The sequence below is a fragment of the Streptomyces sp. NPDC006544 genome (genome assembly GCF_040611715.1).
Taxonomy (GTDB): domain Bacteria; phylum Actinomycetota; class Actinomycetes; order Streptomycetales; family Streptomycetaceae; genus Streptomyces.
The window spans coordinates 1-12177 of sequence record NZ_JBEXOV010000149.1 but is presented as its reverse complement, the minus strand read 5'-3'; the positions used below and the strand labels follow the sequence as shown (position 1 = coordinate 12177).

Here is a 12177-nt window from a genome sequence, read left to right as displayed (position 1 = left end):
GCCCGCGGGGTCCCGCGCGTAGTCCGGGGAGACGTTGTGCGCGCCGAGGTTGGTGACCTCCTCGGTGTGCGCCGCGGCGGACGGACGGGCTGCGCCGGGGCGCGCGGCCCGTCAGGACGTCAGATCTCGCCGCGCCAGGATCCGCTCTCGCGGCCGCGGCTCTCGATGTACTCCTTGAACCGTTTCAGGTCCCCGGTGACCTGCCGCTTGACGAAGCCGAGCTTGTCCCCGACGTTCTCCGCGAAACCCTCCGGCTCGTAGTCGAGCTGCAGCATCACCTTGCACTTGGAGTCGGCGAGGCGGTGGAAGGTGACGACGCCGGCCTGCTTCACCTCGCCGCTCAGCGTCGTCCAGGCGACCCTCTCGTCGGGAATCTGCTCGGTGATCTCCGCCTCGAACTCCCGCTCCACACCCCCGGTCTTCGTCACCCAGTGGGTCATGGTGTCGGTCCGCTGGTCGATGCGCTCCACCCCTTCCATGAAGTGGGGGAACGACTCGAACTGTGTCCACTGGTTGTAGGCGGTACGTACGGGGACATCGACCTCGACCGACTCTTCGACCTTCGACACGGAAGACACCTTCCTGCTCGCGGGGAACCGGGCGAACGACGGCACCGGCCCTCCCGGGGGAGCTCTTCCCCCACCGCGCCCCTGCCCGCAGGCACCGGCTCCATTCGTCGAGGACGGCCGGGGAAGCGACCCGGCCGTCGGGACGGGTCGCCGGCGCGCGGTGTCAGTGCCCCCGTGCCGTCTACGTCAGGGCGGTCACGACCTCGCGCGCCGCGCGTTCGCCCTCGGTGGCGCCGCCTTCCATGAAGCCCTGGAAGTCGTAACTGCAGTGCTCGCCGCCGATGTGGACGTTGCCCTGCGCGGTGCCCTCGTAGCGGGCGTACCGGTGCAGGTATCCGGTGGGCCAGTAGGAGTACGCGCCGAGGGAGAGCGGGTTGCGGTGCCAGGCGGACAGTTGGGCGCGTCCGTTCCAGGCGGCCCTGGTGCCCGGGAAGAACGCGTCGATGCCGGTGAGCGTCCGGGTGGCGAGGGCTTGTACGTAGGGGTCGCTCTGGGTGGCGAAGGGGGTCGCGGGGGTGAGGGCGCCTGCCAGGGTGCCGCCCCCGTACTGGAGCAGGATGCCTCCGTTGCCGGGCTGGACCTTGGTGGTGTCCCAGGTCTGCTGCACGTCGGAGTCGGTGAAGCAGTCGCCGGCGCTGACGCCGGGCCACGGCCCGCTGCCGCGCCAGGGCCGGCTGGTGAACTGCATGTTGAGCTTGGTGCAGTGGCCCATGCGGGCATCGCGCAGGAGGTTGCGCATGAGCGGGTCGAATCCGGCCGCCGTGAGGTCGATGCGCTGGAGCACGGGCAGCGGTACGCACAGGACGGTGTGGTCGGCGGTCACGGTGCGGGTGGCGCCCGCGTCGTCGAAGGTCAGGGTCTGGGTCCCGTCGGCGTTGGCTCTGACGGCGGTGAGTTCGCGGCCCATCAGCAGGGAGCCGGCGGGCAGGGCCCGGGCGATGGCGTGGGGGAGCCGGTCGTTGCCGCCCGTGATGTGGTAGCGCTCGTTGGACAGGCCCCAGACGTTGAAGTGGCCGGGGTTGGGCTGGTAGCCCATGAGGAGGACCAGGGCCAGGGCTGACTGGTCGACGGTGTCGGCGCCGTATTCGACGTTGTAGGCGACGTCGATGAACTGGCCGAGGCGCGAGGTGTGGCCGCCCGGGACCCGGGTCTCGATCCACTGGTACAGGGACATGTCGTCGAGGGCGGTGCCGACGGGGGTGGTGGAGTTCCACGTGACCTCCCCCGCCCCCTGGAGGTCGCGGTGCAGGGCCTGGTAGACGGCCTTGAAGTCCTCGTCGGCCTGGGTGCGGGGGTAGTAGGCGCCGTCGAACCAGAGGACTTCTTCGGCTCCGTTCGGACCGCCGCCGAGGAAGTCCTCGGTGGTCAGGCTGAAGCGGCGGCACAGTTCGAGGATCTTCTTGTGGCTCGTGTCGATCAGCTCACCCCCGATCTCGGAGGTCTGGCCGTACGCCCAGTGGTCGCGCTGGGTCCACATGCGGCCTCCGACCCGTGTGGGGTCGGCTTCGTAGACGGTGCAGGCGATGCCCGCGTCCTTGAGGGTGAGTGCGGCGGTCAGGCCCGCGATGCCCGCGCCGACGACGGCGATGCGGGGGGTGCCCGTCGACGGCTTCTTGCCGTCCGGTGCCGTCTCGGCCCGGGCGGGAACGGCGGCGACGGCGCCGGCCAGGGTCGTGCCCAGACCGAGGGCCGCGGCGCGCTCCAGCAGGGCGCGACGGCCCAGTCCCCGTACGTCCGCGGTGGGGAGGGCCAGGCGGCGGGCGGCGGCGTGTTCTGCGGCGAGTCGCTTGAGTGCGTGCATGACGGAGGTTCGGGCCATGAGGGGTGGCTCCCGGGGTGTCAGACGTTCGCGGCGGAGGGGGACGCGCTCTCGGGGGTGGGGTCGGTGCGTTCGGCGGCGTCTTCCAGGACGACCCGGCCGATGACTTCGTAGCGTTCGGGCGCCTTGTACTTCAGGTAGACGCCGAGGGCCAGGCCACCGAGGAAGACGGTGGCGACGATCCAGGGGATGAGGGTGAAGACGAGGGAGTCCGCGGCGAGTCCGGCCGCTGTCTTCATGTTGAGGACCAGCAGGACGACCACGGCGCTCATCGCGAGGCCGCCGAGCAGCGGGGCGGTGAAGGTCTTGAACCAGTGCCGGTCCTCGGGGTGGTTCTTGCGGAAGTAGCCGATCACGGCGAAGGAGCAGAGGGTCTGGACGATGAGGATCGCCATCGTCCCGAGGATCGCGAGCAGGGTGTAGAGGTGGATGTAGGGGTCCTGGCCCGTGAGCCAGAACGCGGCGACGAGGGCGACGGCGATGGCGCTCTGCACGAGGGAGGCGACGTACGGGGATCCGTGCTCGGGGTGGGTGCGGCCGAGCGCCGGGTGGAGGAATCCTTCCCGGCCGATGGCGTAGAGGTAGCGGGCGGCGCACTGGTGGAAGGCCATGCCGCAGGCGAAGGATCCGGTCAGGAGCAGCCACTGGAAGGAGTCGACGGCCCAGGAGCCGATGAACTGCCGGGTGGGTGCGAAGAAGAGGTCCAGGGGGTTGGCGGAGGAGGACAGCTCGACCGATGCGGACAGGCCGTTGCCGGCGATGGTCATCCAGGAGACGTAGATGTAGAAGAGGCCGACGCCGACGACCGAGATCAGGGTGGCCTTCGGGATCACCCGCTTGGGGTCGCGGGACTCCTCGCCGTACATGGCGGTCGATTCGAAGCCGACCCAGGACCAGAAGGCGAAGAAGAGGCCGAGCCCGGCGGACGTGCCGGTGAAGGCGTTCTTCGGATGGACCGGTTCGAGCGGGATGCCGTCCGGGCCGCCGCCCGCGAGCAGCACGGCGGTGGCGACCGCGAACAGGACGGCTATCTCGCCCACCAGCATCACGCCGAGCGCCTTGGCGGTGAAGTTGATGTCGAAGTGCGCGAGGACGACGGTGACACCGAGCATGGCGGCCGCGTAGACGATCCAGGGCAGGTCGACGCCGAGCTGGTCGTGCACGGTCGTCTTGGCGAAGTAGGAGAAGACGCCGACGATCGAAGCCTCGAAGACGATGTAGGCGAGGACCGCGAGCATCCCGGAAGCCATGCCGGCGATCCGGCCCAGGCCGTGTGAGATGTAGCCGTAGAACGCGCCGGCCGCGGTGATCCTCTTGGCCATGGCGACGTAGCCGACGGCGAAGACCGTCAGGACGAGGGTGGCGAAGAGATATCCGGCCGGGGCCCCGATGCCGTTGCCGAAGCCGACGGCGATCGGCAGGTTGCCGGTCATCGCGGTGATCGGCGCGGCGGTGGCCACGGCCATGAAGACCACCCCGACGAGGCCGACCGAGTTCGCCTTGAGCCGGTGTACTTCACCGGTGGGACTGTGGGACATGGACGTCCTCTCGATGCTGGCGGCGGGTAGCCGATGGGAAGGCGGCCACTCTCGTACCGCGTGACCTGCGCCACAATCGACACAAGGACTGTCAATCGGAGCGCGGGGAAGACGAACTGTCGACCCATCAGGTACGCGGGGCCGGTATGTGACCGCCCGGTGACGTGCGCGAAACCCCCGGCTGGGCGGCGAACCGCACGCGCGGGTCCCCGGCCCCGGCTCCCGCCGTCGCGGAGCCTTGCTACTTCTGAGTCACACCCGTGATCATGTAGCCTCCGGAACCGCTTGATCCGTTTGCCGACCCGCCCCTCTGGAGGACCCATGCCCGCCCCCGTCACCGTGCCGGCCACCGCTCGCCCGAGAGACGGAAGGGGTGAGGGCCCCGCCCGCGCGCGTTCCCGGCCGGGTCGGATACCGACAGGAGGAGCACTGGTCTCTTGAGGTTCCGGATCGGACGCCCCACCAACCCACCCACGCCGACTCCCCCGCACGCGCACACGCCGCCACACCCGCACCCGCGGGACCCCGCGCCCCACGCGGTTCCCGCCCCGGACGGCGCCGGCCGGCCGGACACCGCCGAGCCGCCGCTCTCGGCCCACGAGGCAGCCCTCATACGGGCTTCCGTCTCCGTGGTCGAACCGTTCGCCGCGGACATGACGGTGTACTTCTACGCGATCCTCTTCGCCCGCTACCCCGAGGTCCGTCCCCTGTTCCCCCCGGGCATGGACGCCCAGCGAGGCCGCCTGCTGCGTGCGCTCCTGCGCATCGTGGACCTGGTCGACGACCCGGAGGGGCTGGTCCGCTTCTGCGGTCACCTCGGCCGCGACCACCGCAAGTTCGGCACCCTCGGCGCACACTTCCCCGCCGTGGGCGAGTGCCTCCTCGCATCTCTGGCCCGCTACGCCGGTCCCGCCTGGACCGAGGAGATCGCCGCGTCCTGGACCAAGGCGTACGGCGTGGTCGCCGACGTGATGATCGACGCCGCCGAGCGGGACGAGGCACAGCGGCCCGCCGTCTGGCCCGCCACGGTGGTGCACAAGGCCCTGCGCGGACACGGCATCGCCGAAATCACCGTACGGCCCCACATGGCGTACCCCTACGCGGCCGGACAGTACGTCAGCCTCGAGACGCCGTGGTGGCCCAAGCACTGGCGTTACTACTCACCCGCCAACGCGCCCCGTCAGGACGGCACGCTCACCTTCCACGTGCGCGCGGTGGCCGGCGGCTCGGTCAGCGACGCGCTCGTACACCGGTGCGCCGTGGGTGACCTGCTCCAACTCGGGGCGCCGATGGGTGACATGGTGCTCGATGCCGCCGTCCACAGCGACCTGCTCTGCGTGGCGGGCGGCACCGGCCTCGCGCCCATCCGCGCGATCGTCGAGGAAGTGGCCCGTCGTGGCGGGCGGCACCAGGTCGACCTGTTCCTGGGCGCCCGTACCGGTGCCGAGCTGTACGGGGTCGACGACATGCTCCGGATGGCGCAGCAGCACCACTGGCTGTCCATCAGGGGCGCCGTCTCCCACGAGTACATCCCGGGCATCCGGGGGTCCCTGCCGCAGGTTCTGGCCGAGTACGGCCCGTGGTACCAGCACGACGTCTATCTCAGCGGACCGGCGCCGATGGTGGTCTCCGCCAGCGAGACGCTCACGCAGCACGGCACCCTGCCCGACCGCATCCACCACGACCCGTTCGAGACTCCCGTCCTGTCCGCTCCTTGAGCCCCACGCTTGCCGATCCTGCCAGGAGAACGCCTCGTGACCTTCCACCCACCACCCTTCGGATCAGCGGGTGAACACCGGCTGCAGCAGCACATGGGCAGCGCGGACCGCGCGGCCCGGTTCTACGACCAGCAGGTGCGCCCCTGCCTCACGGCCGAGATGCGGGAGTTCATCGGCCGCCAGAGCATGGTCTTCCTGGCCACCGCCGACTCCCACGGGGAATGCGACGCCAGCTTCCGGGCGGGCCCGCCCGGCTTCGTGCACGTGCTGGACGAACACACCCTCGCCTACCCGGAGTTCCGGGGGAACGGCGTGCTCGCCAGCGCCGGCAACATGACGGAGAATCCCCACCTGGGCATGCTCTTCGTCGACTTCACGCAGCACCACGTCGGTCTGCACGTCAACGGTGTCGCCCGGCTCTACCTCGACGCCGACCTCCGCGCCGCGCAGCCCGGGCTGCCCGTCGACGTCGCGCCGGGGCGCGGTCCGGAACTGTGGGTCCACCTCACCGTCGAGGAGGCCTACATCCACTGCTCCAAGTACATACCGCACCTGGCGCCGGTCGCCCGCTCCGGCCATCCCGCCGACCGTCCGAAGGACGCGGAGTACTTCACCGGCTCCCGCACGGCCCCGGCCGACCCGACGACCCGCGGACGGTACGCCGGGTCGGCCCCGGTGACGGTGACGGAGCCGTGGTGACCTCCTCCGGGACGTACGCCCTTCACGTGCCCCCGGGGTGCTGACCCGACGGCTCGGGGTCCCGGGCGGGACCCCGAGCCGGCCGTCGCCCGCGGTGTGCGCGAGGTCGCATCCACCGCCGGAGGGCCTCGCACGGCGGCCTGCGGCCGACCCGGGGCCGGGCGGGACGACGCCCCCAGAGCGAAAGGAACAGCCGCGGATCCGCCGCGGAGCGGATGGACGGGCCAGCTCTGGGCAGCCGCGAGACATGGCCGTTCTACGAAAGCTCGCCCGTCCCCTGCTCGCCGCCCCGTTCGTCACGGACGGACTGCGTACCGTGCGCCGCCCCGAGCGCGCCGCGGAAGTCGCCGAACCCTTGCTCCGGGCCCTCGGAAAACGGGTCCCGGCCCTCGCCGGGGACCCGCGGCAACTCCTCCGCGTCACCGGCACGGTCCAGGCCGCGGCGGGTCTGCTGCTCGCGACGGGGCGCGCCCCGCGTCTGGCGGCGCTCACCCTCGCGACCACCCTGGTGCCGACCTCCCTCACCGCCCACGCCTTCTGGACGGTGGAGGACCCGCAGGAGCGCGCACGGCTGCGCGCCCACTTCCTGACCGACCTCTCCGTCCTGGGAGGGCTCCTCATCGCCGCCGCGGACACCCACGGCAAGCCCTCCCTCGCCTACCGCTCCCGGCACGCACTCGATCACCAGCACCCGGTGAAGGCCGTCCGCCGGCCCGTGGAAGCGGCCGCGGCCAGTACGGCCCACCGCGCCAAGGCGGTCGCGGCCTCGCTCACCGGCTCCCACTGAGGCGGGCCCGACCCACCGCTGTGGGACCCCGGCTCCCGCTCGGCCCTCCCCAGGGCACGACACCGGGGTCCGGTTCCGCGGGTCGGGACCCGCCCGTAACGAGGAGGAACACACCCCATGGCAGACGCCCGCCGCCCCGCGCCGCGGCTGTCCCACGGCGCGCCGCCCCGGCCGCCCACGCTCGGTCCGCGCCTGCTGACGCAGACCCTGGCCCTGGTGACCCGTCGCGGCCGCCGCCGCGTCGCGGGCGCCGCGGCCACCTGTGCGACCGCCGCCGAGCACCGGTCGCGCGTCGCCCGTCAGGACGGGTCCGGACCGGACGCGGCAGGCCGGCACCGGGACGGGGAGACCCTTCCGGGCGCCGATGACCTGCGCGAGCGGGCCCACGCGGTGGTCGCCTCCCGTACCACCAGGCCGGATGACCTGGCCTCGCTGCTCGCCATGCTGGACCTGCGGCCCGGGCCGGACGCGAGGGGCCCGGCCCGAGGAGGACGCAGGCCGCCACCGGCTCGGTGACACCCCGCGGCACCCCCTCGCCGGTGACACCGTCCCTGCGCGTCCTCGGCCGCTCCTAGGGGGTGCGCTCCGTCTTCGGTCCGCCTGTGCGAGCGTGCTCGCCGCCGGTGCGGTGCGGTTGGGAACCGGCGGGGCCCGGGGCAGCGGGTGTGCTGCGGCGGGTCCACAGGAGAGCGCCTGCCAGCAGGACGGTGCCTCCCAGCAGCCACGGCAGCGGGCCGGCCGGGAGGACGCTGACGACCAGGCCGGTGAGGGCTGCCGTCAGTTGCAGGGTGAGGGACTGCACCGACAGTGCCGTGGCCCGGCCCGCACGGGAGACGCGGCGGTGCAGGAGGTCGTTCTCACTCGGCCCCGCGGCGCCGAGACCCAGGTAGACCAGGCCGTAGCCGACGGCCGCGAGGACCAGGGAGGCGACTCCCGTGGCGGCCGCGGTGGCTCCGAGCAGCAGCAGGCCGCTCGCGCCGGCGCCGAGGCCCGCCAGGACGGCACGCTCGCCGCTTCCCGCGAGCCGGGCGGTCAGCGGTGCGAGGTGACTGCCGAGGGCGGAGCAGACGAATCCGGCGCAGGCCAGTGCGGCGAAGAGGACCGCACCTGACTCCGACGCACCGGTGAGGGCCGCGGCACGGCCCGGTGTGAGCAGTTCGAGCGCGGCCAGGGCGCTGCCGGCGGCCCCCGCGCTGAGGAGGATGCGGCGGACCAGGGCGTCGCGTGCGCCCAGGCGCAGTCCGTCCGCGACGGCGGCCGGTACGCCTCGCAGTACCCCGCGCAGGGTGGCCGGCAGCCGGGGCGGCTCCCGCAGAGCGCTCACAACGTAGAGCACGAAGGCGATCTCGACGACCGCGCCCAGGAGCGGCGGGACGGAGAGCGGGAGCACCAGTCCGGAGGTCGCTTCGCCCAGCCGGGCGCCCGCGTCGGGGTGGAGTCCGAGCAGCCAGGGCAGGGCCCCACCGGCCAGGGTGCCCGCGGCGAGGGCGGCGGACGTCGCGGAGGACCCGCGGGCAAGTCCCGTACGCAGTTCGGCGTCGGGACCGGAATGCGCCTGGACGGTGTCGACGTACCAGGCTTCGGCCGGTCCGCTGGACAGGGCGCGCCCCGCTCCCATCAGGCCCATCCCGAGTCCGAGCAGCCAGCCGGTGGTGCCCAGGGCCACGAGGGTCAGGGCGGTCAGGTTCAGGAGGCCGGCGGCAGCCAGGACCGCGCGGCGTCCCAGGACGTCGGACAGTCCCCCGGTGGGCAGTTCCAGCAGGGCGGCGGTGAGGGAGTGCGCGGCGAAGAAGCCCGCGACGCCCGTCATGGCCATGCCCCGCTCGGTGAAGAGCAGGACGAGGGGGGCGATGGTCAGCCCCAGCGGCAGCCAGAACAGGACGCAGACGGTGACGTAGCGGCGGCGTGCGGCGCGTATGTCCAGCGGTACGGTCACGCCGCGTCCTCGGCGCCGGTCGTCGCGGGGGCGGCGGTTTCCGGTGCGGCGGTTTCCGGTTCCGCGCCGGAGCGGGGCGGGGCCAGGGGCAGTCCTGGTTCCGCGCCGGAGCGGGGCGGGGCCAGGGGCAGTCCGGCGGTGAGGAGCACGACCCGCGCGGCACGCGGATCCTCCGCGTCGCGGGTGGTCAGTTCCTCCAGTTTCCGGTCGAGCACTTCCCAGAGTTCGGTGAGCGACTCGGGGGTCAGACGGGGCATCAGGTCGCTGATTCCGGCGGGCTCCACCCACTCCGGGCCCAGTCTCCCGTCGGCGACGTCGGCCTCGTGCCGGGTGAGGGAGGCTTCCAGGTGTTCGATCTGGGCCCTGCGCGACACGGTGAGCCAGGCGCGGCTGTCCGGGGTGGCTTCCATGAGCTTGTTGCTCCAGGAGGTCACGGAGTGCACGGCCCGCCAGCGGCGCTCCCGCCCGTCACGGTGCTCGGCCTCGGCGACGAACGCGTACTTCGCCAGCACGCGCAGGTGGTAGCTGGTGGAGGCGGACGACTCCCCGGTCCTGACCGCGAGTTCGCTCGCGGTCGCCGGGCCGTCCTGCCGCAGCATCCCGAGCAGCCGGATGCGCAGCGGGTGGGTGAGGGCCTTCAAGGCGGCCGCGTCCTGTTCGGGATCGAGTACGCGTTGCCGCTCGTCGCTGATCATGACGGGAGGGTAGAACGACCCGGAGGCTTTCCAAAAGTATTTTTGCAGAAGTTCTTTGGGAAATTCGGCCCACACCCCACTCGCCCACGTGACGGCGGCCACACCCCTCCCGCACGCACGCCAACTACGTGACCGAGACCACAACTGACCCCACAGATTACAACCCCACAGACCACCCCGAACAATGCAATATCGGACAAATCTGCCATTTCACACATTGATTCTTATTTCATGTCACATGCCCCTTGATGGTGTGTCAGTCGCAAACGGGCGCGACATAATCGGGCCCCGTCGCCCGGAAGCGGTGGAGCCGTCGGGGCGCCGGCCCACCCGCCCCGTCGGCGGATTCCCGTACCGGACCGATCCTCAAGGCGTTGCAGATGTCCCTGGCCAACCGCACCCGTCTCGCGACCCTGCTCACCGCACTCACCGTCGGTGCCGCGGGCGTGACGACCTGGGCCTACGGGTACGGAAGCACGCAGGAGGCGGCGGCCCTCGAGAAGGCCCTCCCCCCGAGTGTGACCGAAGGCACGGTCCTCCAGGTCGTCGCGCATCCCGACGACGACCTCTTCTTCATGAATCCCGACCTGAGCCGCTCCATATCGACGGGCATCAAGGTCGCCACCGTCTACCTGACCTCAGGCGAGTCCGACGGCAGGAACGAGGCCCACAGCCCGCACCTCGAGGACCCGGCGGGACCCGCCGACCGCGCCGCCTACGCGGAGGCCCGGCAGAACGGCATACGCGCCGCCTACGCGCAGATGGCCACCGGTGAGCGCACCAGCACCTGGCAGCGCGAGTCGGTGGTGACCGCCGGCGGGGGACACATCGAGGTGGACGTCCTCACCGCCAGGCCCGAGGTCAGTCTGGTGTGGATGCAGCTGCGCGAGGCACGCAGCATCTCGGGCGACAATCCGGACAGTCTTCGCGGCCTGTGGGACGGCAGGGTTCCCGCCCTGGGCTCCCAGCTGACCTCCGGGACACCGGTCAAGACCGCGTTCTCGTACACCAGGGACCAGGCCGTGGCGGCCATCGCGGACGTGTTCGCGATGTACCGGCCGACCACGATACGCACGCAGGACCCGACTCCGGGCCGGACTCAGGGCGGCACCTTCCTGGACCACCAGGACCACATGTACGGCGCCCGCTTCGTACAGGCCGCCGCCGAACGCTACGGGAAGTCCACGGACCGGCCGCACTTCTCGGTCCAGAACTACGTGAGCTACCCCAACAGCGCGCTGCCCCCGACGCTCGGCCCGCAAGCGGCCGAGGAGAAGCTCGGTTACCTCAAGACCTACGCGTGGACGGACCACCAGGACTGGTGCGGCAGTCCCGCCGGCTGCGGCGACCGCAAGACCGCCACCCGGCCCACCGGCGCCGGATGGAACCAGACCATCCGCTACAGCCGGGGCGACCACGCCTCCTGGATGACCGAGGGCGTCTCCGGCCGGCTGTGGGCCTTCGCCGTCCTCGACGGGCGGATGGCGTACTGGTCGCGCAGCGGCCCCAAGGCCCCCTGGCAGGGACCGCAGTTCCTCCCCGGCACCGGGATCGACACGGGCGCGACGGCGGCCCGGCTGCCCGACGGCAGGATCGCGGTCCTCGCCACCCGCACCACGCTGGGCACCACGCCGCAGGAGTACGGCCGCGACCTCGTGTACGCCGTCCAGGCCGCACCTGACGGCGCCTTCGGTCCGTGGCGCTCGCTGGGCACCCCGGACGGCGGCGACACGTCCGCCACCTCCGCGATCAGCGCCCCGTCCGTCGCGGTCGACGGCACGGGCCGGATCACGGTGTACGTCCGCGACTCCCGGCGCACCCTGCGCACCCGCGCACAGGCGGCCCCGGACGGCGCCTTCGGCGCCTGGCAGACCCTCGGCGGCACCGACCTGCTGGGCGACCCGGCCACCGCGACCGACGGAGCGGGACGGCGCTACGTGTACGCCGCGACGGCCCGGACGGTACTGGCCTGGGTCCAGCCGACCCCGGACGCCCCCTTCAGCGGGCCCTTCCCCACCGGGCTGCCGGCGACCACGGGACCGCTCTCGGCGAGCGGGCAGGGCGACGGCGTCCGCCTGTACTTCCGCGAACCCGGCACCGGCACCGTCGGTACGAGCCTGACCACGACGGGCGCGGGCGGACCCGCGTTCCTTCCCGCGACCGAGGCGGGCGGCGAGGGGGGCTACGGCGCCGTCGGCGTCGCGGGCCCGCTCCTCGCGGGCCGCACCGGCGCGGGAACGGTCGGCGTGTCGGGCCCGGAGGCTGCCCCGTCCTGGTACGAGTCCCAGATGCTCTACACGGGCGCACCGTCAGCCGTGGCCGGGCCGGACGGCACGGCCGTCGCCGCGGCCCTCGGCCTGGACGCCGGCCTCCACGTCATCACGGTGCCCCCGTCCGGAGCCGCGCAGGTCGGATC

At 72.3% G+C, this 12177-nt stretch carries 10 protein-coding genes; 5 read left to right on the top strand and 5 right to left on the bottom strand.

What is annotated here, in order from left to right; translation table 11 throughout:
• Window positions 1–119: 119 nt before the first annotated feature.
• The 3 genes from ABZY44_RS35520 to ABZY44_RS35510 form a co-directional block, all read right to left on the bottom strand.
• The gene (locus ABZY44_RS35520) at window positions 120–569 is read right to left on the bottom strand and encodes an SRPBCC family protein (RefSeq protein ID WP_356661283.1); all 450 of its coding nucleotides are present in this window, start codon (window positions 567–569) and stop codon (window positions 120–122) included.
• 181 nt (window positions 570–750) lie between these two features.
• Window positions 751–2388, bottom strand: a complete 1638-nt coding sequence (locus ABZY44_RS35515) for an NAD(P)/FAD-dependent oxidoreductase (protein ID WP_356661281.1) — start codon at window positions 2386–2388, stop codon at window positions 751–753.
• A gap of 20 nt (window positions 2389–2408) precedes the next feature.
• Window positions 2409–3926, bottom strand: coding sequence for an APC family permease (locus ABZY44_RS35510; protein WP_356661279.1), 1518 nt, complete (start codon window positions 3924–3926; stop codon window positions 2409–2411).
• A gap of 437 nt (window positions 3927–4363) precedes the next feature.
• On the opposite strand from ABZY44_RS35510, the gene ABZY44_RS35505 reads away from it, so the two are divergent.
• From ABZY44_RS35505 to ABZY44_RS35490, 4 genes are all read left to right on the top strand, one after another.
• Window positions 4364–5644, top strand: a complete 1281-nt coding sequence (locus tag ABZY44_RS35505; RefSeq protein ID WP_356661277.1) for a globin domain-containing protein — start codon at window positions 4364–4366, stop codon at window positions 5642–5644.
• A 93-nt stretch (window positions 5645–5737) separates the two neighbouring features.
• Complete coding sequence (locus ABZY44_RS35500; RefSeq protein WP_356661285.1) at window positions 5738–6343, top strand: pyridoxamine 5'-phosphate oxidase family protein; 606 nt, start codon at window positions 5738–5740, stop codon at window positions 6341–6343.
• A 247-nt stretch (window positions 6344–6590) separates the two neighbouring features.
• On the top strand, window positions 6591–7130 hold the full coding sequence (locus ABZY44_RS35495; RefSeq protein ID WP_356661275.1) for a DoxX family membrane protein: 540 nt from the start codon (window positions 6591–6593) through the stop codon (window positions 7128–7130).
• Between the two features lie 117 nt (window positions 7131–7247).
• Entirely contained in the window at window positions 7248–7646 is a 399-nt protein-coding gene (locus tag ABZY44_RS35490) for a hypothetical protein (protein ID WP_356661273.1), read from the top strand.
• Between the two features lie 55 nt (window positions 7647–7701).
• Here ABZY44_RS35490 and ABZY44_RS35485 read toward each other — a convergent pair whose 3' ends face one another.
• A complete protein-coding gene (locus ABZY44_RS35485) occupies window positions 7702–9066 on the bottom strand; it encodes an MFS transporter (protein ID WP_356661271.1) in 1365 nt (454 codons plus the stop codon).
• On the bottom strand, window positions 9063–9761 hold the full coding sequence (locus ABZY44_RS35480) for a helix-turn-helix domain-containing protein (RefSeq protein ID WP_356661269.1): 699 nt from the start codon (window positions 9759–9761) through the stop codon (window positions 9063–9065). The genes ABZY44_RS35485 and ABZY44_RS35480 overlap by 4 nt, the downstream gene beginning before the upstream one ends.
• A 380-nt stretch (window positions 9762–10141) precedes the next feature.
• Here ABZY44_RS35480 and ABZY44_RS35475 point away from each other — a divergent pair.
• Window positions 10142–12177: PIG-L family deacetylase (locus ABZY44_RS35475; protein WP_356661267.1), on the top strand; the 2036-nt coding region annotated here is incomplete at its 3' end.

Bases quoted from the DNA above. Each gene is read 5' to 3' on its own strand.
- ABZY44_RS35515 (WP_356661281.1), bottom strand. From the start codon at position 2,388: ATGGCCCGAACCTCCGTCATGCACGCACTCAAGCGACTCGCCGCAGAA.
- ABZY44_RS35480 (WP_356661269.1), bottom strand. From the start codon at position 9,761: ATGATCAGCGACGAGCGGCAACGCGTACTCGATCCCGAACAGGACGCG.
- ABZY44_RS35490 (WP_356661273.1), top strand. From the start codon at position 7,248: ATGGCAGACGCCCGCCGCCCCGCGCCGCGGCTGTCCCACGGCGCGCCG.
- ABZY44_RS35495 (WP_356661275.1), top strand. From the start codon at position 6,591: ATGGCCGTTCTACGAAAGCTCGCCCGTCCCCTGCTCGCCGCCCCGTTC.
- ABZY44_RS35500 (WP_356661285.1), top strand. From the start codon at position 5,738: ATGGGCAGCGCGGACCGCGCGGCCCGGTTCTACGACCAGCAGGTGCGC.
- ABZY44_RS35510 (WP_356661279.1), bottom strand. From the start codon at position 3,926: ATGTCCCACAGTCCCACCGGTGAAGTACACCGGCTCAAGGCGAACTCG.